Origin of the sequence: Agrobacterium sp. LY4 (assembly GCF_001526585.1) — a bacterium.
In the GTDB taxonomy this organism is placed as follows: domain Bacteria; phylum Pseudomonadota; class Alphaproteobacteria; order Rhizobiales; family Rhizobiaceae; genus Agrobacterium; species Agrobacterium leguminum.
On the sequence record NZ_ASYA01000043.1, the window covers coordinates 132,236 to 154,933 of the forward strand.

A 22,698-nucleotide genomic window follows, 5' to 3' on the forward strand; every position below is an offset into this window, starting at 1 on the left:
GCAACTCCCAACCGGCTTTCCTCCCGCCGGCCTCCAGAAACAGGATGCTTGTATGCCCCCAGCGCCAAATGTAAAGACCATCACCACGAATGTCGGCTGGAGCGTTTTATCAAAAACAGGGACATTCGGGCTTAAATTTGTCACGGTCCCAATTCTCGCAAGACTGCTTTCCCCGGAGGAATTCGGGGTGGTTGCGGTAGGACTAACGGTTGTACAGTTTCTGACCATGATCGCCGGCGCGGGGCTGACCTCTGCCCTCATCGTCGAAAAGGAAGAGGATATGGAAACGATCCATACCGTCTTCTGGGCCAATCTTGCCATCTCCTGCACCATGGCCGCCGTCCTCTACATCTTCGCGGAATTTTTCGGCGGGCTGCTGGGCGCGGTGGAAAGCGCTTACCTGCTGCGCATCATGGCCTTCCTCATTCCGCTGCAGCTTGCCGGCGATGTCGCCTATTCGCTGCTCGCCCGGCGCATGAACTTCAGCCAGGACGCGGTGTGGAGCATGGCGTCGGAAAGCATCGCCGCGGTTGTCGCTGTGGCGCTCGCCCTTCTCGGCTTCGGCGTCTGGGCGCTGATCATCCAGCTTTTTGCCGCGGCCCTCATCCGGCTTGTCGGGCTTTATGCCGTTTCGCGCTATTGCCCGCGCTTCGTCATGAAACCGCGCCGGCTGGTGCCGCTTCTCGGCTTCAGTTCGGGGCTGATGGGCTCGGAAATCGCCAATTTCGTTACCTTTCAGTCGCCGATGGTGGTCATTGCCCGACACCTGGGTCTGGCCGATGCCGGCGCCTATTCCGCCTCCAACCGCTTTGCCAGCATTCCCAATCAGGTGGTTCTGTCGGCCGTTATGGGTGTCCTGTTTCCCGCCTTCAGCCGCATGATGGACGACCCGCAACGCCGGCGCGATGCGCTGATGTTCAGTACGCAGGTGCTGACCGTGCTCCTGGCACCGATGATGTTTGGCCTCTGGGCCGTGGCGGAGCCGGCCATGCTTGTCATCTTCGGGCAGAACTGGGCCTATGCCTGGCCGGTCCTCGGTCTGCTCGCCCTCTCCAAAGCCATTCTGACGCCGTGCAGCACCTTCATCCCGTATCTGAAGGGAGCAGGTTACGGCCGCGTGCTGTTCTGGTCGGCGACCATTCGCGCCATCGTCACCACGGTGGCAGTGTGGCTCGCCGCGCTTTATGGCACCCTGATCGACGCGATGGTGTGGCTTTGCATCGTCAATGCGGTAACGCTGGTCGCCTATTCCTGGGCGGTGTTCAAGGCAAGCGATACCCCCTTCTTCCGTGGCCTTTATGTCAGCAGCCGGCCGATGATCGCGGCGCTGGTGATGGCCGTTGCGGTGCGTTATCTGCTTCACGTTCTGGCTGAGCGCGTTCCCAATGCCACGCTTCAGGTTCTCATCGGCGCTGCCGTCGGCGGGCTCATCTATGCAGTGCTGATCCTGCTGACCGAACGGGCGCTGCTCGGGAAAATTCTCGGAATGGTCAAATCGCGGCGCATGCGGGACACTGCAACCCAAGGTTAGTTCAACCGCAGAAAAACGCGCCTCATTTCCGCCGTTAACCGGCCTTTTCCGCGGTGATTTTCCTCGCCGCGGCAGGGCGGGATGGCGGCTCTTTTTGCAGCGCAATATCACGACAAATGACAATTTCACACGGTTGGGCGATTTTTAACGATGGCCAGATTTAGAAAAATACCAGTAATTTCAGATATTTGATTTTTTACAGCAACAGGAATGACCGGAACGCCAGACATTCACCCGCAAAATCTAAGCTTGTGTTTTTCCCGCGTCGCCACATTTTATCCCAAAGTCGAAACCAGACTTTCCAGTGCGGGCCTAAGTTCGCTCTGGTTGCAACGCGGCGTGGGTGGACGCCGCCCAATAGGGGTGACTGATGTGACTGTCGATCAGAACCTATCCTCCCGTATCAATTTGATGCGCATATTGCTGATATCAGGAATCGTGTTCGTCCATGTGCCGCACGATGCCGAAACCAGCCCTTTTCTCGGCCTTTACGGCTTCTTCGACTGGCTGCGGGTTTTTCTGGGCGATGCGCTGTTTCGCATCGGCGTGCCCTGTCTCAGCGCCATTTCCGGCTATCTGCTGTTTCGCCGCGGCATGAGCGGGTTCGATTATCCGGCGACGATCCGCTCCAAGTCGAAAACCGTGCTGCTGCCCTTCCTTCTGTGGAACGGCGCGCTGTTTGCGGCCGTATTGCTCATCCAGCTCTTCGATGTCGGTGTGGGCTATTTCCCCGATCTGTGGAATGCCAGCCCGCGTGAAATCATCAGCCATGGTACGGCGCTCGAAGAGCTGCCGGTGAATGTGCCGCTTTATTTCCTGCGCGACCTCTTCGTCTGCATCCTGCTGTCGCCGGTGCTCGCCTTTCTGATGCGCCGTTTTGCCCTGCCGACGCTCGCCATCCTGCTGCTCATCACAGCCATGCCCGACCTGACGATCTTCATCGTCCAGAAGAAATCCATCCTTTTCAGCTTCTCGCTCGGCATTGCGCTTGCGCTCCACCGCGTCGACGTCAAGGCGCTCGACCCTTACGCCCTGCCGATCATGGCGCTGACCTTTGCCGCCTCGGCCATGCTGGCGACAGGCCTCTATTTCACTGGGCCAGAATTCACCTTCTGGCTCAACATGTCGCGCAATCTGCTCGCTGTCTTCGGCGCGCTCGGCTTCTGGGCATCTTCCGCGCTTTTGATCCGTAGCAGGCTTGGCCGGCGGCTTGCGGAAACCGGAAGCCTGAGCTTCTGGATATTCTGCGCCCATTATCCGCTGCTCGTGATCATGTGGATGGTGTGGAACAAGGGCGGGCCGGATTTCTACCCCGCCTTCTATATCAGCGCCACGCTTTCCGCCTTCGTCATTCTGGTGGTCAGCAACGCCCAGACCCGCAAATACCTGCCGGCCGTCTATGCCGTGCTGACCGGAAGCCGTAGCGGCAAAGGCAAGACGAAGGCCGATTTTGCGGCAAAACGGGCCGCCATGATCGGTCCGCCGACATCCGAAACGCTTTATTCGCAACGACAGAGGTGAACCAATGACAACATTTGTCACCCGCGTTCAGACACGCATTCTTCTCGCCGCGGCCCTTCTGGCCGCACCTTTTGCGACGCCGGGCCAGGCACAGGAAGGCAATGGCGCATCCTTCATCGAGAACTTCGATTCCATGGACAGAAGCTTCTGGTACGTTTCCGACGGCTGGAACAATGGCGCGCATCAGAACTGCACGTGGTCGAAGAAACTGGCGACGGTGGAAAACGGCCAGCTGACACTCGGTTTCGAAGAAACCAAGGCTGGAGACCGCAAATTCGCCTGCGGCGAAATCCAGACCAAGGGCCGTTATCGCTACGGCACCTATGAAGCACGCATGAAGGCCGCCACCGGCTCGGGCCTGAACTCCGCCTTCTTCACCTATATCGGCCCGACCGACAAGAAGCCGCACGATGAAATCGACTTCGAGGTTCTGGGCAAGAACACGGGCAAGGTGCAGCTCAACCAGTATATTTCCGCCAAGGGCGGCAATGAGAAGCTGGTGCCGGTGGAAGGCGGCGCCGATGCCGGCTTCAACGATTATGCCTTCGTCTGGGAGCCCCAGCGCCTGCGTTATTACGTCAACGGCAAGCTCGTCCATGAAGTGACGGATGAGTCGAAAATTCCCCAGAATGCCCAGAAGATTTTCTTCAGTCTGTGGGGCACCGATACGCTGAAGGACTGGATGGGCGCCTTCTCCTATTCCGGCGCAACGCAAATGATCGTCGACCGGTTTGCCTTCACGGCGCTCGGCGACAAATGCCAGTATCCGGAATCCATTGCCTGCGCCCTCAACTGATTTTTTGAACCAAACCGTCATCCGCGGCGTCTCTGACGCATGAACCAACCGGACCCTTGCATGACCCATGTTCTATATCTCGCGCATGATCTGTCGGACCCCGCCATTCGTCGGCGGGTGCTGACCCTGCTTGCGGGCGGGGCGCGGGTGACGCTGGCGGGCTTCCGGCGCGGACAGAACCGACTGGCGGAGATCGAAGGCGTCTTACCCGTCGTGCTCGGGGAAACCGCCGACGGGCAGTTTTTGCAGCGCATGGCGGCGGTGGCGAAAGCCAGCCTTTCGCTCGGCAAGACATTGAGCGGCATCCCCGCCCCCGACGTCATTCTCGCCAGAAACCTGGAAATGCTGGCGCTGGCAAAGCGCGCCATGTCGATCTATGCCGGACAGCCGGCGCTGGTTTACGAGTGTCTCGACATTCACCGCCTGCTTCTCAATAAGGGCAAGCCCGGACAGCTACTGAATGCCGCGCAGCGTTATTTCGCCCGCGACGCCAAGCTGCTGATCACCAGCTCTCCGGCATTCGTGGAGCACTATTTCAAGCCCATGTCGGGCCTCAACCTTCCCGTCCTGTTGCAGGAAAACAAGGTTCTAGCGCTCGACGCCACCGTTGCCGCCACGCCGCAGCCACGCGCCCCCGCCTCCGGCGAACCATGGAAAATCGGCTGGTTCGGCGCGCTTCGCTGCCGCAAATCGCTGGAAATCCTCGCCGAATTCGCCCGTCGAATGGAAGGCAAGGTCGAAATCATCCTGCGCGGCCGGCCGGCCTATTCGGAATTTGCCGATTTCGACGGCTTCGTGGCCGCCGCCCCGCATGTGCATTTCCATGGGCCTTACAAGAACCCCGAGGACCTTGCCGCCATCTATAACGAGGTGCAGTTCACCTGGGCGATAGACTTTTTCGAGGAAGGCCAGAATTCCAGCTGGCTGCTGCCCAACCGGCTTTACGAGGGCTGCCTCTATGGCACCCTGCCGATTGCGCTTGCCGGCACGGAAACCGCCCGCTTCATCGAAAAGCGCGATATCGGCTTCGTCCTGCAACATGCCGGCGCTGACGATCTTGCCGCGCTGTTTAACCGGATGAACCCGCAAACCTATGCGGACGCCTTCAACACCCTCTCGGCACTCGACAGGAAACAATGGCTGACCGACCGCGACGATTGCCGTCTGCTGGTGCAGCAATTGTCCTCTCTCGCCAAATCCGCTTCCGGCCATGCCCGTGAAGCGCAGTTTTCACCCGTGTAGTGCGTAGGGGGCAAATCATGGAAGGTCTTGGTCATTCCGGCATCAGAACGCTGATCGTCATTCCCTGCCTCAATGAGGCGAAGACGATCGAGGGGCTGCTTGTCAAATTCACCGGCGCGATGCAGGGGCGTCTTTTCCGCATCGTGGTTGCCGATGGCGGCAGCACGGATGGAACCCGCGATATCGTTACCGCCTTTGCGGCGGCGGATGACCGCGTGACGCTTCTCGCCAATCCGAAGCGCATCCAGAGCGCCGGCATCAACCTTGCCGTCGCCACCTTCGGCGAGGATTTCGATTACCTCATCCGCATCGACGCCCATGGCGATTACCCGGATGATTATTGCCAGCGGCTGATCGAGGATGCAGAGCGCACCGGCGCAGATTCCGTCGTCGTCGCCATGGATACGGTCGGCCACGGCCTGTTTCAGAAGGCGACGGCCATCGCCCAGAATTCCAAGCTCGGCAATGGCGGCTCGAAGCACCGCGAAGGCGCGAAAGGCCACTGGATCGACCATGGCCACCACGCGCTGATGCGGATCGCCGCTTTCGACGCGGTCGGCGGTTATGATGAGAGCTTCAGCCACAATGAGGATGCCGAGCTGGATTTCCGGCTGCGCAAATCCGGTTTCCGCATCTGGATGACCGACAAGACCCGCATGACCTATTATCCGCGCGCGAGCGTCATGCCGCTGTTCAGGCAATATCTCGCCTATGGCCGCGGCCGGGCGAAGAACCTCCTGAAACATCGCTCGATCCCGAAAATCCGGCAGATGATCCCGCTCGCCGTGCTGCCGGTTTTCATCCTAGCGCTGCTGTCGCTTGTGCATTGGGCGGCACTTATTCCGCTCGGCCTCTGGATCGCCGCATGTGTGGGGTATGGCTTGTGGATGGCAATAGGTCAGAAAAACCCATACGGCCCGCTCGCCGCCTTTTCGGCAATGGTGATGCATCTGGCCTGGTCCACCGGCTTCTGGCTGGAACTCCTGAAATTCCGGGGAAGAAAGGCTGTCTCATGACCGACAACACCGTCACCCGCTCAGATGATTCGAAAACCGTCGATATCGGCATCTGCACCTACAGGCGCCCCGCACTTATCGCCACACTTCTGTCACTCTTCGAGCTGGAGGTGCCGGAAGGCGTGAAAGTTCGGCTGATTGTTGCCGATAATGACGAGGAGCCAAGCGCCAGGGCGAGCGTCGATCGCCTGCGCGAAACCGCCCCCTTCGAGATCACCTATGTCCATTGCCCGAAATCGAATATTTCGATTGCCCGCAATGCCTGCCTGTCGGAATGCAAGGCGGATTATCTGGCCTTCATCGATGATGACGAGACCGCCCCGCCGCATTGGCTCTCCGCCCTTCTGGAAAAGGCCGACGAGACCGGTGCGGAAACCGTTCTCGGCCCGGTAACGGCGGTTTACCGGGACAATGCGCCGGGCTGGATGAAACGCGGCGATTTCCACTCGACCGTTCCGGTCTGGGTCAATGGCGAGATCATCACCGGCTATACCTGCAACACATTGCTCAAGATGGATGCGCCATCGGTGAAGGGCCGGCGCTTCGCGCTGGCGCTCGGCCAGAGCGGCGGCGAAGACACGCATTTCTTCTCGCATCTTCACGCCGCCGGCGGCCGCATCGTTTTTGCGGAAGATGCCATGCTGTCCGAACCGGTGCCTGAAAATCGCGCAAGCTTCATGTGGCTTGCCAAACGCCGCTTCCGCTCCGGCCAAACCCATGGTCGCGTGCTGGCGGACAGGAAACCCGGTATACGCCGCGTGGTGCAGGTGCTGAAAGCGGGATCGAAAGTGCTTTATTGCGCCGTCTTCGCCGCCTTGAACGGTTTCAACGCCGTGCGCCGCAACCGTTATGCGCTGCGTGGCGCACTGCATATGGGCTCGATGAGTGGCGCCTTCGGCGTGCGTGAAATCCGCCAGTATGGCGCGGTGGAGGCGACCTGATGGAAAACCTCACAGCACCGCCCGATATCAGCTTCGTCATCGCCGCCTATAATGCCGCCGATACGATTGAAGCCGCCATTCAAAGCGCACTCGACCAGCAGGGTGTGACGTTGGAAGTGATCGTCGTCGACGACCGCTCCGCCGATGACACCATTGCGCTCGTGGAAGGTATCGCCATCATCGACCCACGCGTCCGCCTGCTTGCTCTTGCCGAAAATCTCGGTCCGGGCGGTGCGCGCAATGCCGGTATCGAAACCGCGACCGGACGCTGGATCGCCGTGCTCGATTCCGACGATGTCATCCGCCCCGAGCGTTCCGCCTGCATGATGTGCCGGGCGGAAGCCGCCAATGCGGCGATTGCGGTCGATAATCTCGATGTCGTCTATACCGACGGCAGGCCCATGGAGACGATGTTTCCGGAAGAATTTCTGGAGGAACGGCCGGTTCTCACGCTCGAGGACTTCATTTCCTCCAACATTCTTTTCCGCGCCACCTTCAATTTCGGCTACATGAAACCGATGTTCCGGCGCGATTTTCTCAATGTCGAGGGACTGCGCTTCCGCGAGGATATCCGCATCGGCGAGGATTATATCCTGCTCGCCTCGGCGCTCGCCGCCGGCGGTCTCTGCGTCATCGAACCGAAGCCGGGTTATGTCTACAATATCCGCGAAGGCTCGATTTCGCGCGTGCTCGAACTTCATCACGTCGAAGCGATGATGCGGGCGGATCAGGAGTTCCTGAGCCATTACACTTTGCTGCCCGCCGCCATGGATGCGCAGCAGGCGAGAGCCCGCAGCCTGCGGCTGGCGCATAATTTTTTGACATTGGTGGAAAACATCAAGAGCCGCTCGGTACTCGGCGCCTTGAAGACCACGATAAGGGATCCTGCCGTGCTGGGGCACTTAAGAATGCCGATAGCGGTGCGGCTGAGGAGGCTGCGGGACGCCATGTTTGCGCCCGCGGCGAATACAGGGGTGAAAAGACAGATTTCGTGAAATTGACGCGTGGACGAAATCTGCGCGGGACTGGGGACAGATCAAACCTTGATGAAGGAGAACGCGATGGACCTGAACAAAACTGTCAGAAAAGCCGTCATTCCCGTAGCTGGCAACGGCACACGGTTTTTGCCCGCCACCAAGGCAATGCCGAAAGAAATGCTGACGATCGTGGATCGTCCGGTCGTGCAATATGCCGTTGACGAGGCCATGCAGGCCGGCATCGAGCACATTATTTTCGTGACGAGCCGCAACAAGACCGCCATCGAGGACTATTTCGACAGCGCGCCGGAACTCATCAACACGCTCACCCGCTCCGGCAAGACCGTGCAGGTGCTGCAGCTGGAAAAGATGCTGCCGGTTGCCGGCACTGTCAGCTATACGCGCCAGCAGGTGCCGCTCGGTCTCGGCCACGCCGTCTGGTGCGCGCGCGAACTGGTGGGCAAGGAGCCTTTCGCCCTGCTTCTGCCTGATATGGTTTCCTATGGCGCACGCGGCTGCATCGCTGGGCTGATGGAGCTTTACGATGAAGTCGGCGGCAATATTCTCGGCGTCGAGGAATGCCTGCCGGAAGAAGTCTCGTCCTATGGCGTCGTCGGCGTCGGCCAGAAGGTCAATCACGGCTTCGCCGTCACCGAAATGGTCGAAAAGCCGGAACCTTCGAGGGCGCCTTCGAATTATTACCTGAATGGCCGTTACATCCTGCAGCCGGAAATCTTCGATATTCTGGCCAAGCAGGAGCGCGGCGCGGGCAATGAAATCCAGCTGACCGACGGTATGAAGCGGCTTGCCGAAAAGCAGTCTTTCCATGCGCAGAAATATAGCGGCCGCACCTTCGACTGCGGCAGCAAGCAGGGCTTCATTGCCGCTAACGTCGCCTTCTCGCTGATGCGCGCCGACATGGAAGCCCAGGTTCTCGCTTCGGTGAAGGAACTGGTGGCGAACCACGAAAGCCGCGTCCAGGCGGCCTGACTTTAATCGCGCCGCCGGGGGAGGCGGCCGGCGCACCAATAACGGGAGGCGGGAAGGCGAGCATTTGTTTGGCTTCCCGCGTACCATTTTAATTCACAAGGTAGGTCCATGCACCACAAGACCTTTAAATCCAATATCGGTTTTCCGGAGTCCGGCAAGGATTCCGACACGTTCATCGACCTCGACCGCCTGTGGGCCGCCGTGGTGCGTCGCGCCAATGTCATTGCCGCTTCGGTCATCGCCGCCGTGGTTCTGGCCGGCCTTTATCTGGTGCTTGCGACCCCCGTTTACACCGCGATGACGCAGGTGCTCCTGGATGAAAGCCTTTCCCGTTATGCGGAAGAGGAATCGCCGGTGCCCGCCGCGCAGATCGTCGACAACCGCATCGCCAGCGCCGTGGAAATTTTGAAATCCAAGGAAATGGCGCTGACGGTGGTCGACAAGGCCAGGCTCGATGAGAACGACACCATCGTCAATCCGCCGATGTCGCCGGTCGAACTCGTCAAATCCTCCGTGCGCGGCATTCTCGATCTCGTCCTGCCGGGCGATCCGCCGGTCTCCGAAGCCGCAATCCGCGCCGGACGCAGAGAAAAGGCCGCCGCCGTTCTGCAGCAGTCGCTGACGGTGGAACGTGTCGGCCGCAGCTCGGTCATCGCCATCTCCACCCGCTCGACCGACCGTCAGCTGGCCGCGCAGATCGCCAAGACCTATGCGCAGGCCTATCTCACCGAACAGCTGAACGCCAATTTCGACGCCAGCGAGCGCGCTTCGGTATGGCTGCAGGAACGCATGACGGACCTGAACCAGCGCGCCCAGGCAGCTGAACTGGCGGTGCAGAAATTCAAGTCGGACAACAACATCGTCTCTTCGCGCGGCGAGCTGATGTCCGAAGGCCAGCTTGCCGACCTGAACGGCCAGCTGATCGCCGCTCAGGCCGATGCCGCGACCGCCTCTGCCCGCTATAGCCAATATAAATCGATCATCGACCGGGGACCGGACGCGGCTGTCGACAATGCCGTGGTTTCGGCCCGCGACACCGATAATTCGGTCATTCAGGATCTGCGCAAACGCTACATCACCATTTCCGACCGACAGCAGGGCATCGTCCAGCAATTCGGCGCTGATCACCCGCAGGCGATCGCGCTGGATGCCGAGAAGAAAGAGGTTTCGCGGCAGATCTATCAGGAACTACAACAGCTGACCGGCAGTCTGAAGAACGAATACGACGTCGCCAATTCCCGCGTGCAGTCCCTGCGCGACAATATCGAAGGTGTTGCCGGCCGCAATTCGCAGGCCAACATCACCATGGTGCAGCTGCGCGAACTCGAGCAGCGGGCAACGGCGCTACGCACCCTCTACCAGTCCTATCTCGGACGCTTCGAGGAGGCTTCGCAGAAACAGTCGCTGCCCATCGCCAAAGCACGCATCATTTCCGAAGCGGGCCTGCCGACATCGCCTTCCAGCCCGAAAAAGACCATGACCATGGCGCTTTCGGTCGTTCTCGGCCTGATGCTCGGTGGCGGTATCGCAGCGCTTCTCGAATTCCGGGATCGCTTCTTCCATACCGGCAATGATGTGCGTGACAATCTGCGCATGCGTTTTCTCGGTTACCTGCCCTTCATCGGTGAAAGGGGCGTGGAAAACGCCAAGGCGGGCAACAGCGCCGCCACCCCCGGCGGCGAGAATGCGACGCTTGACGAAAGCGGGCAGGTCTCGTTCCAGAAAATGCTGCGCCTTGCCGTCGACAGCCCGCGTTCCAGCTTTGCGGAAACGCTGCGCAACGTGAAGCTGACGGCGGACGTCGTCATTCAGGAACGCCAGTGCCGGGTCATCGGCGTGATTTCCTGCCTGCCCAACGAAGGCAAGTCGGTCGTGGCGCTCAATCTCGCCGGGCTGATCGCCTCTACCGGCAAGCGCACGCTGGTGGTGGATGCGGATATCCGCAATCCCGGCCTCAGCCGCATGTTGACGACACGGCAATCCGCCGGTCTGGTGGAAGTCGTGCTCGATGAAGTTCCGTGGACGCAGGCGGTAAAGGTCGATACGCGCACGAAAATGGGCATCCTGCCGGTTTCGACCAGCAACCAGTTCGCCCATTCGAGCGAGCTGCTCTCCTCCTCCGGCATGCGCAAATTCATCGACTCCGCTCGCGAGGCCTGCGATTACATCATCGTCGACCTGGCGCCCGTGGTTCCCGTCATCGACGCCAAGGCCTTTGCGCCGCAGGTGGACGGTTTCGTCTTCGTCACCGAATGGGGCAAGACGCCGATCCAGATGGTGCAGAACCTGATGGCCAACGAACCGCAGATCGCCAACAAGACGCTCGGCATCGTGCTGAACAAGACCGACATGACGGAATTGCAGCGTTATGCCGGTCCCGGCGGTTCGGAGCATTATCACGAGAAATTCTCGGCCTATTACGGCGATGCGAAGCCGCCGGTAAAGGAAGATGCGTAATGGTGGAGATTTAACAGGCCGGTTGCATCCACACTCCGTCACCCCGGCCCCCGAGCCGGGGTCCAGCCAGCCCAAGTCCTTGGGCTGAAAAGAAGTCTTGGCGCCGCGCAGACGCGCGGCGGCTGGATGCTTGATCTAGTCCGGCATGACGGAAGAATCACAAATTCCCCCATTCCACCCATAGTATTGCCCGCCGAAATTGCGCATTGATGGCGTGAAGCTAAAATCGCAAGCAGGATCAGTCCCATGCCATCACCCATCGCCTTTGTTTCACGGATGAATGCGGAAACGGAAGCCGTCTGGAAACAGGCGCTGCGCGCCGCCATGCCGCAGGAGGACATCCTTTCCTTTGCCGAATTGACGGACGAACAGCGACAGGCGGTGGATTTCGCCATCGTCGCCAATCCCGATCCGGCCGATATCGCGGCACTTCCGGGCCTCAAATGGATCCACAGCCTGTGGGCGGGTGTCGAGCGGCTGGTGCTGGAACTGGGCGACAAGGCTCCCCCCATCGTTCGGCTGAAAGACCCGGAGCTTTCCCGCGTCATGGCCGAAGCCGTGCTGGCATGGACCTATTACCTGCAGCGCGACATGCCCGCCTATCGCGAAAATCAGCAAAAGGCGCTCTGGCAGGAGCTGGACTACCGCCACCCCAGCGAGATGACCATCGGTCTCCTCGGCCTCGGAGCGCTCGGCACGGCTGCGGCGGAGCGCCTCATCCATGCCGGGTTCAACGTCGCTGGCTGGAGCCGTTCAGCCAAGGCGATAGAGGGCCTGGAAACGTTGACCGGCGATGACGGGCTGCAGGCATTGCTGGAAAAGAGCGACATTCTCGTCTGCCTCGTGCCGCTTACCGATGCGACGCGCGGTCTTCTTGATTTCACCCGTCTCGCCGCAATGAAACCGGGCGCGGCACTCATCAATTTCGCCCGCGGCGCCGTCATCGTCGCCGATGACCTGATTGCGGCGCTTGATTCCGGCGGACTTTCGCACGCTGTTCTCGATGTCTTCGAGCAGGAGCCGTTGCCCACCGCTTCCGCCTTTTGGCAACACCCCAAAGTTACGGTCCTGCCGCATATTTCCGCGCCGACAAGCCGGGAAAGTTCTGCCCGGATCGTCGCCGGCAATGTTAGCACATGGCGGGAAACGGGCGGGCTGCCGGAGACGGTCGACATGGTCCGCGGCTACTGAACGGCGGGAAGGCGGCCTATTCGGCCGCCACCGACTTGCCCGTATGGGCCTGTTCAACGGCGGAGACGATCTGCTGTTCGTCATAGGGCTTGGTCAGGAGAACCGCGCTTGCCGGCGCTCCTTCCGGCAAATGGCTGTCTCCCGTCGCAAACACAATGGCAAGCCCCGGCTTGCGGCGCAGGGCCTCCACCGCCAGTTCGCCGCCCTTCATGTCAGGCAGGCCGATGTCGGTGACAAGAACGTCGATCTGATCCGCTTCGATAGCCCTCAGCGCCTGCGCCGCATTTCCGGCCTCGACGACGGCAAAGCCGCTCTCCGAGAGCATCTCCGTCGAATTCATCCGGATCAACTCGTCATCCTCGACCAGAAGAACGCGTATGGACCGGTTTTGATTTTCGACCGCCCTGACCGGTTCGGAAGGTTTCGAAGAACCCGGCGCCGATGTCGGCCGCGCTCTCGACAGCGACACCTGTTTGCGGTTGGCGATCACATGGCGAATGCGCCGCGCCAGCGCTTCGCGCGTATAGGGTTTGGAAAGCAGTTCCACCCCGGCATCCAGCTTGCCGCCATGCACGATGGAGTTTTCGGTGTAACCCGAGGTGAAGAGAACGGCGAGATTGGGCAGCCGCTCCTGCGCGCGGCGCGCCATTTCCCGGCTTTTCAACGGTCCGGGCATCACCACGTCGGTGAAGATGACATCGATCGGAATGCCGCTTTCCACCACCGTCAAACCGGCCTGCGCATCGCGGGCGGTCAGCACGCGGTAGCCGAGATCGCTCAAGGTCTCGACGACGGTGTTGCGCACTTCCTCGTCATCTTCCACCACAAGAATGGTTTCCGTGCCGCCCTCCACGGGGCCGGTCGGCATCACCACTTCCCTGTCCTCATCGGCGGCGGAGCGCGGCAGATACATCTTTACCGTCGTGCCCTGCCCCACCTCGCTATAGATGTTGACGTGGCCGCTGGACTGTTTCGCAAAACCATAGACCATCGAAAGCCCAAGACCGGTGCCCTTGCCTTCCGGTTTTGTCGAGAAGAACGGCTCGAAGACTTTTTCGAGAATTTCCGGCGACATGCCCGAACCCGTATCGGTGACTGCGAGCATCACATATTGCCCCGCCGAAACTTCCGAGTGCTTGCGGGCATAATCGCGGTCGAGAACCGCATTTCCGACCTCGATGGTCAGCTTGCCCTGCCCTTCCATGGCGTCGCGCGCATTGATGGCCAGATTGAGAAGAGCGTTTTCCACCTGGTTGGGGTCGGCATAGGTGTTCCAGAGACCGCCCGAGGTGATGACCTCCACCTCGATCGCCTCGCCGAGCGAGCGGCGAAGCAGATCGTCCATGCCGGTTACGAAACGGGCGATGTTGATGACGCGCGGCTCCAGCGCCTGGCGGCGGCCGAAGGCCAGAAGCTGGCTGGCCAGCTTTGCGCCGCGATGAACGCCGGCAAGCGCGTTTTCCAGCCGCCGCTCCGCACGTTCATTGCCGATCACATCCTTTGACAGCAATTGCAGATTGCCGGCGATCACCTGTAGCAGATTGTTGAAATCATGCGCCACGCCGCCGGTGAGCTGGCCGATGGATTCCATTTTCTGCGCCTGCTGTAGCGCCTTTTCGGTCTGGCGGCGCTCGGCCATTTCCGCCTCGACACGCGCCTCGAGGCTCTCGTTCAATTGCCGAAGCTGCTCTTCCGCCCGGATGCGGTGACGAATTTCGCGCTCGAGATTGCTCGCATGTTCCTTGAGGGTGTTTTCGGCCCGCCGCTGTTCGGTGACATCCGTATGGACGCCGACCCATTCGGCAATGGCGCCGGCCTTGTCGAAAATCGGCACGCCACGGATCGCGAAAGTGCGGTAGACGCCGTCATGGCGGCGCACCCGATGTTCCCAGATATAGGTCGACTTTTCCGCGACCGCTTTGTTCCAGCTGTCGACAGACCCCTGCCTGTCCTCGGGATGAACCGCATCCGCCCAGCCAAAACCCTGATAGTCTTCCGGAGTCTGGCCCGTCAAAGCGCTCCAGGCGGGTTGCTCGCCCAGCATCATTCCTTCGGCGCTGTTGGTCCACAGCACGCCGTGCACGGCATCCACCGCAGCACGGAAACGATTGTTGCTGATGAGGATTTCCCGCTCCGAGCGTTTCCGCTCCTCGATATCGATGATCAGCACATAGATGCCGTCGATGGAGCCATCGGCAATGTAACGCGGAACATAGCGGATTTCGGCGGCGCGCGTGCTGCCGTCCGGTCTGCTGATCATGGTATCCGAGACGATCTTCTCGCCGCTGAGTGCACGGTCGAGATAGGTCCTGCGGGCCTCGAAAAACGCCTCGCCGACGATTTCGGGAACGCTGCGGCCGATCACCTCCTCGGCGCGGCGACCGAACCATTCCAGATAGCCGTCATTGGCGAATTTATAAACGTAATCACGGTCGACATACCCAACCAGAATGGGCAGGGCATTGGTAAGCCGGCTCAGTTCCTTGCGGCTCTGTTCCAGCGCCTCCACGGCCTTCACCTTGTCGGTATTTTCAAGCACGGTGCATAAAACGCCGTCTACCGTGCCGCCCTCGTTATAGATCGGCGTGTAGAACAGATCGAAGATCACCTCTTCCGGCAGGCCATGCCGCATCAGCGTCATCGGCTGGTCGCGATAGGCCATGACCTCACCGCGAAAACCGGCTTCGAGAATGCGGCTGTTCCAGTCCCATATTTCCGGCCAGATGCCGGGCACGGTTCCGCCCAGCGCCTGCGGGTGATAATTGCCGGCGATCTCCGCATAGCCGTCATTATAGATCATCACATGATCCCTGCCCCACATCAGCACCTGCGGAATGGGGGAATTGACGACGGAATTGGCTTTCTGCCTCAGATTTTGCGGCCAGTCGCAAATAGGACCGAGCGATGTCTTCGACCAGTCGAAGCGGCGCACAAGCTCACCCGTTTCACCGCCACCGATCGGCCATACCGGGGCAGCACGAAGATTGGTCATTCAACATCACCACAAAAATCGAGAGAAAGTCTCCCGTAATACAGCACGGGATAAAAGTCCAAGAAAACAAAAACTTCCCTTTATTGTTCCCGGCCTTTTTTTTAAATTTCGAAAAAGTTCCATTCGCGCGAAGTATCCGGACGCACTGCCGGAACCGTGACGCGAATTCGGTATCCCGACACCGCAGATCTGGAGATCACATCCGCCAGACCGGATAATTGATTGATAATTGCCATCCTCAATACGCCAGAATCTGCCGCAAACGGAACGGCCACAAAGGAATTATTAAGCCTCAATACGGGCGCTGGCGGTCGCGGTGCCGTCAGCGCCCGGGTCTTCGCCACACCGCGACCAGAGGGAACAACAATGAAAATACTTTTGGGTGCCACAATTCTTTCCGCCGGCTTCGCCTTTTCAGGCGGCGCGGCCTATGCCGCCGACTGTGGAAACGTGACGATCGCCAGCATGAACTGGCAATCCGCCGAAGTCGCCGCCAATCTGGACAAGCTCATTCTCGAAAAGGGCTACGGATGCTCCGCCGAAATCGTCACCGGCGACACCGTGCCGACTTTGACCTCCATGGCCGAAAAAGGCCAGCCGGATATCGCGCCTGAGGCATGGGTCAGCCTGCAGCCGGAAATCGTCAAGCAGGGGCTGGAAGGCGGCAAGGTCGTCGCGGCCGCCAAGATCCTCTCGGATGGCGCGGTCCAGGGCTGGTGGATTCCGAAATATGTCGCCGACGCCAATCCCGATCTCAAGACCATTCCGGACCTCTTCAAACATCCCGAACTCTTCCCCTCGCCCGAAGACAAGTCTAAGGGCGCCGTGTTCAACGGCCCGCAGGGCTGGGGCGGCACTGTCGTCACCGCGCAGCTTTTCAAGGCTTTCGGCGGTGAAAAGGCCGGCTTCACCCTCGTCGACACCGGCTCCGCGGCAGGTCTCGACGGCTCCATCGCCAAGGCTTACGAAGCCAAGCAGCCTTGGGTCGGTTATTATTGGGCGCCCACCTCGCTGCTCGGCAAATATGAGATGGTGAAGCTCGGCTTCGGCGCCGACTACGATGCGGCTGAATGGAAGCGCTGCACATCCGTCGCCGACTGCGCGGACCCGAAGCCGAACGCATGGCAGGTGGATGACGTGCAGACGCTGGTGAGCAAGACCTTCGCCGATCGTGCCGGCCCGGCCATGGACTATCTGAACAAGCGCGCCTGGACCAACGACACCGTCAACAAGCTGATTGCCTGGATGACGGACAACCAGGCGACCGGTGAAGACGGCGCCAAGCACTTCCTGAAGGAAAACGAAGCGCTGTGGACGGGCTGGGTATCTCCTGACGTCGCGGAAAAGGTCAAGGCCGCCCTTTAAAAGCCGGTCCCTGCATATCTGCCCGGCAAACGGCGTCCGCCAGCGGCGACGCCGCGCCCGCATCGGCCCTGGAATGCCTCCCGGCTTTCCGGTGACGATGCGCCGGTTCAACAGAGCGTTCCGCCCTGCGTCCTGACGGATGCGCGGCGCTCTGACGATTTTACTCCCGGAGTGCGGAGGATATCGATCCCCGCCTCCGGTTCGTCATGGAGAACAGGATATGGAATGGCTTTTCAAATTTCCGACCATGAATGACGATGCTCTGCGCGCGCTGAAAAAAGTCATCGACGAGGGGTTCCGGGCTTTCACCCGAACCTATGGCGGCGCAATCGAGGGGTTGTTTACTCCCCTTCAGAGCTTCCTCATCTGGGCGGAAAGGCTTTTGATCGGCGCACCCTGGCCGGTCGTTATTCTTATTGTCGGCGCGCTTGCCTGGTTCGGCAGCCGCAGCGCCACCATTGTTTCGCTCTGTTGCGGCATTCTCTTCGCCATCGGCTGGTTCGGCATGTGGGAAGACACGATGAAGACGGTCTCGATGATCTTCGTCTGCGCCGTGCTGTCCATCGTCGTCGGCCTGCCCATCGGCATCGCCATGGCGCGCTCCAACCGCCTGCAGAGCGTGGTCAATCCCGTTCTCGACGTGATGCAGACGATGCCGAGTTTCGTCTATCTCATTCCCGTCGTCATGCTGCTCGGCATCGGCCGCGTGCCCGGCGTCATCGCCGTCGTCATCTACGCCATTCCGCCGATGATCCGGCTTACCAATCTCGGCATTCGCATGGTCGACCGCGACGTGCTGGAGGCTGCCGATGCCTTCGGCTCTTCGAAGCGCCAGAAGCTTTTCAAGGTGCAGCTGCCGCTCGCACTGCCCACCATCATGGCCGGCATCAACCAGACCATCATGATGGCGCTCGCCATGGTCGTCATCGCTTCCATGATTGGCGTGCAGGGCCTCGGTCAGCCGGTGCTGAAGGCCATCGCCAACCAGTATTTCACGCTCGGCGTGTTCAACGGGCTTGCCATCGTCGGCATCGCCATCATCTTCGACCGCATCAGCCAGGCCTATGGCCTTCGCCTGCAAAAACACCGGGAAGTGGCGCATGGCTAGTCAATCGATCGAAATTCGCAGCCTCTACAAGATTTTCGGCTCCAAAGCGGCCGACTATGTCGAACCCGTCAAGGCCGGCATGTCCAAGGCGGATCTCAATGCCAAACATGGTCATGTGCTCGGCCTGCGGGATATCAACATCACCATGCCGGGCGGGCAGATCACCGTCATCATGGGCCTTTCCGGTTCCGGCAAATCGACACTGATCCGCCACGTCAACCGGCTGATCGACCCGACCGCCGGCGAAATCCTCTATGGCGGCACGGACGTGTGCCGCCTCAACGAAGCGGATTTGCTGGAGTTTCGCCGCCACAAGACGGCGATGGTGTTCCAGAAATTCGGCCTGCTGCCCCACCGCAACGTGCTGCAGAATGTCGTCTACGGTCTCGAAGTGCAGGGTGTCGACAAGCGCGAGCGGGAGGAAAGGGCGGAAGTCTGGATCAGGCGCGTGGGGCTGGAAGGCTTCTCCAGCCATTATCCGAACCAGCTTTCCGGCGGCATGCAGCAGCGTGTGGGTCTGGCGCGGGCGCTCACCAACAATGCCGAAATCCTGTTGATGGACGAAGCCTATTCGGCGCTCGATCCGCTCATTCGCGTCGACATGCAGACGGTGCTGCTGGAACTGCAGAAAGAACTGAAAAAAACCGTGGTCTTCATCACCCACGATCTCGATGAAGCGCTGCGGCTGGGCGACAAGATCGCCATTCTGCGCGACGGCGAGATCATCCAGCAGGGCACGGCGGCCGAAATCGTCATGTCGCCGGCCGACAGCTATATCGAAGCCTTCGTGGAGGAGGTCAATCGCGGCAGGGTCATTCGCCTCGGCGCCATCGTCCAGCCGGAATTTTCCGGCCAGTCGCGGCTTCAGCTCGATGCGGATATGACGGTTGAAGAGGGCCTGCGTGCGCTCGTCCGGGAAAATGTCAGCAGCGCCACAGTCGTCGGAGAAAACGGCAAACCGCTTGGCGCCGTCACCACCGATGCCATCATGCGCTGCCTCGTCAGGACCGCACATGGTGAGGAAGCAGGCGCGGCTGAACGCTTGTCAGGCTGAGCTTTCAAGCCACGCGGCCATGCCCTTTGCGGCGGCCCTGCCGGTGGCGAAACAGGCGGTCAAGAGATAACCGCCGGTCGGCGCTTCCCAATCCAGCATTTCCCCGGCAGCAAATATGCCGGGGAGCTTTTCCAGCATGTAGTTTTCATCAAGGCCGCTCCACGCGATACCGCCGGCCGACGAAATTGCCTCGGCAATCGGTCTCGTCCGCAAAAGCGGTATCTCCGCATGTTTTATTCTCGCGGCGACGAACTCGTCCGGCATGGCCGCGATGTCGGGAAAGATTTCCCGAAGAAGCCCGACCTTCACCGCCGATAAGCCGGCCGCCTTGCGCATGCGGTTTGCAAAACTCTCCTTCCGCCCGAGTTTCGCCAGATCGCGGCTGAGGCGTTCCACCGTACGTCCCGGCGCAAGATCGATTGCAAGCGACACTTTGCCCACCTCTTCCAGCCGGTCGCGCAGCGCGGCGGAATGAGCATAGATCACGCTGCCTTCAATACCATGCTTCGTGATCACGAATTCGCCCTGAAAGGCTCCGGCCGGCGAAATGGTGATGGTGGATTTCACCGCTTCACCCGCAAAACGCGCGCCGAAGATATCGCTCCAGTCAACGTCGAAACCGCAATTGGCGGGGCGGAACGGGGAAAGCACCACGCCTTTCTCCGCCAGCGCCGGAACCCATGCGGCATCGGAGCCGAGACGCGGCCAGCTTGCGCCACCGAGCGCCAGAAGAACGGCATCGGCCTTGATGGCGATCTCGCCCTCCGGTGTCGCGAAAACCAGGTGCTCACCGGAAAAACCCGTCCAGCGATGCCGCGTCCTGATGGTCACCCCCTGCGCCTCCAGCCGGGCGAGCCATGCCCGCAACAACGGCGAGGCTTTCATGACGGAGGGAAACACCCGGCCCGAAGTGCCGACGAAAGTTTCCTGCCCCAGCCTCTGCGCCCAGTCGCGCAGCATATCCGGCGTAAAATCATCGAGAGCGGCGCGCAGCCTCGGTTCCGCATCGCCGAACCGGTGACGGAAGCTGTCGTAATCTTCGGCATGGGTGATGTTGAGGCCGGATTTTCCGGCCATCAGCAATTTGCGCGCCACGGTCGGCATCGCCTCGAACACCGTCACGGCATGGCCTGTGGCCGAAAGCATCTCGGCCGCCATCAGACCAGCCGGTCCGCCGCCGATAATCGCGACCTGCCTCGCCTTTGCCAAAACCCTCTCCATCGCTATCTTCGCCATTCCGAGCCTTATACCGATTTCCGCATGCGAATATATGCGATATTGAAACGCCCATGTTCACGCTCGACAGACCCGTCACCTTTTCGCAGGATATCAAGAAAAGCCGCTTCATCGCCTTTGCCGCGCCGGTGACGGGCGAAGAGGATGCGAAAAACTTTCTGGCGGCGCATTCTGACGTCGACGCGAACCACAATTGCTGGGCCTGGCGAACGGGTCAGACCTATCGTTTCAGCGATGACGGCGAACCTTCCGGCACGGCGGGAAAACCAATCCTTCAGGCGATAGACGGTCAGGCGCTGGACAATGTCGCCGTTCTCGTCATCCGCTGGTTCGGCGGCATCCTGCTCGGCAGCGGCGGGCTGATGCGCGCCTATGGCGGCACGGCGGCAGCGTGTCTCCGGCTTGGAGAAACCTCGCCGGTCATCGCTTATGTCAGCGCGACTTTGAGCTGCCCCTTTTCCGATCTGGCGCTGGTGAAATCGCGCCTTTCCGCCACACAGAACCTGCGGGTGGAAAAGGAAGATTTCACCGGCAGCGGCGCGGATATGCTGCTTTCGGTTCCGGCGGAGGAAGCCGAACGGCTCACCCGGCTTTTAAGCGACCTGACCAGCGGTCGCGTCAATCTCCACATTCCCGACTAGAGTTTTTTCGCTTTTCTTCGAAGCGCGAAAACACTCTAACTCTTTGTTTTGGCGCATTTCCGGACGGAAAACCGGGGTCCACTTTTCCTGGAAATGCTCTAGCGCCTGTCCGAATGCGCAATTCGTGCTAAGGAAGCGACATGTCATCCGAGCTTTCCAATCCCGTCTATCATCCGCCACTCGACCCCTGGCTCACCATCGTGCACCGGGACGACGATCTGCTGGTGCTCGACAAGCCAAGCGGGCTTTTATCGGTGCCGGGGCGCGATCCGGCGCTTTCGGACAGCCTGATGACGCGGGTGCAGAAACAGTTTCCGAAAGCGCTGATGATCAACCGTCTGGACAAGGACACGTCAGGCATCGTGCTGATGTCCCTGAACCGCAAGGCGCATGCGACGATTGCGTCGCAGTTTGAAAACCGCCAGACGCGCAAATCCTATGTCGCGATTGTCTGGGGAGAGGTTGCCGGAGAAGCGGGAGAAGTGGACCTGCCGCTCGCCATCGATCCCGAAAACAAGCCCCGCCACCGCGTCGACCGCGAGAACGGCAAGCCGGCGCAGAGCCTCTGGCGGGTGCTGGAGCGATTGCCGCTTCCGGCAACGCGGCTGGCGCTGACCCCCCTCACCGGCCGCACCCACCAATTGCGGGTGCATATGAAGGCGCTTGGCCATCCGATCCTCGGCGATGAATTTTATGCCGAAGGCGAAGCGCTTGCCGCCGCGCCGCGCCTGATGCTGCATGCGCAGGAGGTCGGGTTCCGCCATCCCGATGGCCGGGACGTCACCTATACCGTACCCTGCCCGTTCTGAGGCCTGCGATGAAAGAAAAAGACGAAAGCTTCGTGGTGGATTTTGTCGGCGGTGCAGTCGGACACCGTTTCCGTTCCGGCGAGGGGCGCGGACAGGCTCTGCCGAAAGCCGCGGGTTTCACGAAGGGCCGCACGCCAAAAATCGTGGATGCGACCGCAGGCCTCGGGCGCGACGCTTTTCTGCTGGCTTCACTGGGAGCAGAAGTAACGCTGATCGAACGCTCGCCGGGAATGCATGCCCATCTTGCGGACGGCATTCGCCGCGCATTGGAGGCGGGCGGCGCCTATGCCGAGGCGGCGGCGCGCATGACGCTGCTTCACGGAGATTCACGCCAGTTGCTGAAAGAGCTTTCACCGGAGGTGGTGATTGTCGACCCCATGCATCCGCCGCGCCATAACACGGCGCTGGTGAAAAAGGAGATGCGGGTGCTGAGGGAACTGGTTGGCTCCGACCCGGATCAGGTGGAGCTGATGGAGGCTGCGTTGGAGAATGCGACGAAGCGGGTGGTTCTGAAATGGCCCCTGCGCGCCGAGCCGATGCCGGGCATTCGCAAGCCTTCGCATCAGATAATGGGCAAGAACACCCGTTATGACGTCTTCATGATATTCGGAAAATCTCTCGACCCGGAGGAGTGATCAGCGGAAGCTCGGCTTGCGCTGCGCATTCATCAAAAGCTCGTGCCGCGAAGCGAACTCGCCGAACAGCTTTCTGAGCCGCGTTTCCTCGGCCTTGTCCAGCCGGTAACGCCGGCAGAATTCCGCGACGTTGAGGATCGGCTTGGTTCTGTTCCCGTCTATGGTCTTGTTGTCGATGATCTGCATGGCGCCCTCC

20 protein-coding genes are annotated in these 22,698 nt (G+C 60.4%); 16 read left to right on the top strand and 4 right to left on the bottom strand.

Features of this window, described 5'->3' with window-relative positions:
* Positions 1–52 precede the first annotated feature (52 nt).
* The 10 genes from L904_RS22620 (at position 53) to L904_RS22665 (ending at position 12,662) form a co-directional block, all read left to right on the top strand.
* Complete coding sequence (locus L904_RS22620; protein ID WP_035260307.1) at positions 53–1,531, top strand: lipopolysaccharide biosynthesis protein; 1,479 nt, start codon at positions 53–55, stop codon at positions 1,529–1,531.
* Positions 1,532–1,903: 372 nt separating this feature from the next.
* Positions 1,904–3,052, top strand: a complete 1,149-nt coding sequence (locus tag L904_RS22625) for an acyltransferase (protein WP_035260310.1) — start codon at positions 1,904–1,906, stop codon at positions 3,050–3,052.
* 4 nt (positions 3,053–3,056) lie between these two features.
* Entirely contained in the window at positions 3,057–3,848 is a 792-nt protein-coding gene (locus L904_RS22630) for a glycoside hydrolase family 16 protein (protein ID WP_035260305.1), read from the top strand.
* Between the two features lie 60 nt (positions 3,849–3,908).
* Positions 3,909–5,090 carry a glycosyl transferase family 1 gene (locus L904_RS22635; protein ID WP_035260302.1) on the top strand — a complete coding sequence of 394 codons (1,182 nt, stop codon included), beginning with the start codon at positions 3,909–3,911 and terminating at the stop codon, positions 5,088–5,090.
* A gap of 17 nt (positions 5,091–5,107) precedes the next feature.
* Entirely contained in the window at positions 5,108–6,106 is a 999-nt protein-coding gene (locus tag L904_RS22640) for a glycosyltransferase family 2 protein (protein WP_035260301.1), read from the top strand.
* The gene (locus L904_RS22645; RefSeq protein ID WP_059762673.1) at positions 6,103–7,047 is read left to right on the top strand and encodes a glycosyltransferase family 2 protein; all 945 of its coding nucleotides are present in this window, start codon (positions 6,103–6,105) and stop codon (positions 7,045–7,047) included. The genes L904_RS22640 and L904_RS22645 overlap by 4 nt, the downstream gene beginning before the upstream one ends.
* Positions 7,047–8,042, top strand: coding sequence for a glycosyltransferase family 2 protein (locus tag L904_RS22650; protein ID WP_035263635.1), 996 nt, complete (start codon positions 7,047–7,049; stop codon positions 8,040–8,042). The genes L904_RS22645 and L904_RS22650 overlap by 1 nt, the downstream gene beginning before the upstream one ends.
* 66 nt (positions 8,043–8,108) lie before the next feature.
* Positions 8,109–9,014 carry a UTP--glucose-1-phosphate uridylyltransferase gene (locus L904_RS22655; protein ID WP_035263633.1) on the top strand — a complete coding sequence of 302 codons (906 nt, stop codon included), beginning with the start codon at positions 8,109–8,111 and terminating at the stop codon, positions 9,012–9,014.
* Positions 9,015–9,122: 108 nt separating this feature from the next.
* A complete protein-coding gene (locus tag L904_RS22660) occupies positions 9,123–11,471 on the top strand; it encodes a polysaccharide biosynthesis tyrosine autokinase (RefSeq protein ID WP_035263631.1) in 2,349 nt (782 codons plus the stop codon).
* Between the two features lie 246 nt (positions 11,472–11,717).
* The gene (locus L904_RS22665; protein WP_035263629.1) at positions 11,718–12,662 is read left to right on the top strand and encodes a glyoxylate/hydroxypyruvate reductase A; all 945 of its coding nucleotides are present in this window, start codon (positions 11,718–11,720) and stop codon (positions 12,660–12,662) included.
* Positions 12,663–12,678: 16 nt separating this feature from the next.
* Here L904_RS22665 and L904_RS22670 read toward each other — a convergent pair whose 3' ends face one another.
* Positions 12,679–15,654: a PAS domain-containing protein gene (locus L904_RS22670; RefSeq protein ID WP_035263627.1), complete on the bottom strand. Its 2,976-nt coding sequence runs from the start codon at positions 15,652–15,654 to the stop codon at positions 12,679–12,681.
* A 101-nt stretch (positions 15,655–15,755) separates the two neighbouring features.
* A complete protein-coding gene (locus L904_RS27935; RefSeq protein WP_155272883.1) occupies positions 15,756–16,043 on the bottom strand; it encodes a hypothetical protein in 288 nt (95 codons plus the stop codon).
* Here L904_RS27935 and L904_RS22675 point away from each other — a divergent pair.
* The 3 genes from L904_RS22675 (at position 16,021) to L904_RS22685 (ending at position 19,181) form a co-directional block, all read left to right on the top strand.
* Positions 16,021–17,019, top strand: a complete 999-nt coding sequence (locus L904_RS22675) for an ABC transporter substrate-binding protein (RefSeq protein WP_035263625.1) — start codon at positions 16,021–16,023, stop codon at positions 17,017–17,019. The two genes, L904_RS27935 and L904_RS22675, sit on opposite strands and share 23 nt — an antisense overlap.
* A gap of 220 nt (positions 17,020–17,239) precedes the next feature.
* Positions 17,240–18,127, top strand: coding sequence for a proline/glycine betaine ABC transporter permease (locus L904_RS22680; RefSeq protein ID WP_035263623.1), 888 nt, complete (start codon positions 17,240–17,242; stop codon positions 18,125–18,127).
* The gene (locus tag L904_RS22685; RefSeq protein WP_035263621.1) at positions 18,120–19,181 is read left to right on the top strand and encodes a glycine betaine/L-proline ABC transporter ATP-binding protein; all 1,062 of its coding nucleotides are present in this window, start codon (positions 18,120–18,122) and stop codon (positions 19,179–19,181) included. The genes L904_RS22680 and L904_RS22685 overlap by 8 nt, the downstream gene beginning before the upstream one ends.
* Here the strand turns inward: L904_RS22685 and L904_RS22690 are convergent.
* Complete coding sequence (locus tag L904_RS22690) at positions 19,173–20,417, bottom strand: TIGR03862 family flavoprotein (protein WP_051671904.1); 1,245 nt, start codon at positions 20,415–20,417, stop codon at positions 19,173–19,175. The two genes, L904_RS22685 and L904_RS22690, sit on opposite strands and share 9 nt — an antisense overlap.
* A 53-nt stretch (positions 20,418–20,470) precedes the next feature.
* Between L904_RS22690 and L904_RS22695 the strand changes: the two genes are divergently transcribed.
* The 3 genes from L904_RS22695 (at position 20,471) to L904_RS22705 (ending at position 22,502) form a co-directional block, all read left to right on the top strand.
* On the top strand, positions 20,471–21,058 hold the full coding sequence (locus L904_RS22695; RefSeq protein ID WP_035263619.1) for a YigZ family protein: 588 nt from the start codon (positions 20,471–20,473) through the stop codon (positions 21,056–21,058).
* A 140-nt stretch (positions 21,059–21,198) separates the two neighbouring features.
* A complete protein-coding gene (locus tag L904_RS22700) occupies positions 21,199–21,867 on the top strand; it encodes a pseudouridine synthase (protein ID WP_035263617.1) in 669 nt (222 codons plus the stop codon).
* 8 nt (positions 21,868–21,875) lie between these two features.
* Entirely contained in the window at positions 21,876–22,502 is a 627-nt protein-coding gene (locus L904_RS22705; protein WP_003522119.1) for a class I SAM-dependent methyltransferase, read from the top strand.
* Here L904_RS22705 and L904_RS22710 read toward each other — a convergent pair whose 3' ends face one another.
* Positions 22,503–22,688 carry a hypothetical protein gene (locus tag L904_RS22710; RefSeq protein ID WP_003508485.1) on the bottom strand — a complete coding sequence of 62 codons (186 nt, stop codon included), beginning with the start codon at positions 22,686–22,688 and terminating at the stop codon, positions 22,503–22,505.
* Between the last annotated feature and the right edge of the window lie 10 nt (positions 22,689–22,698).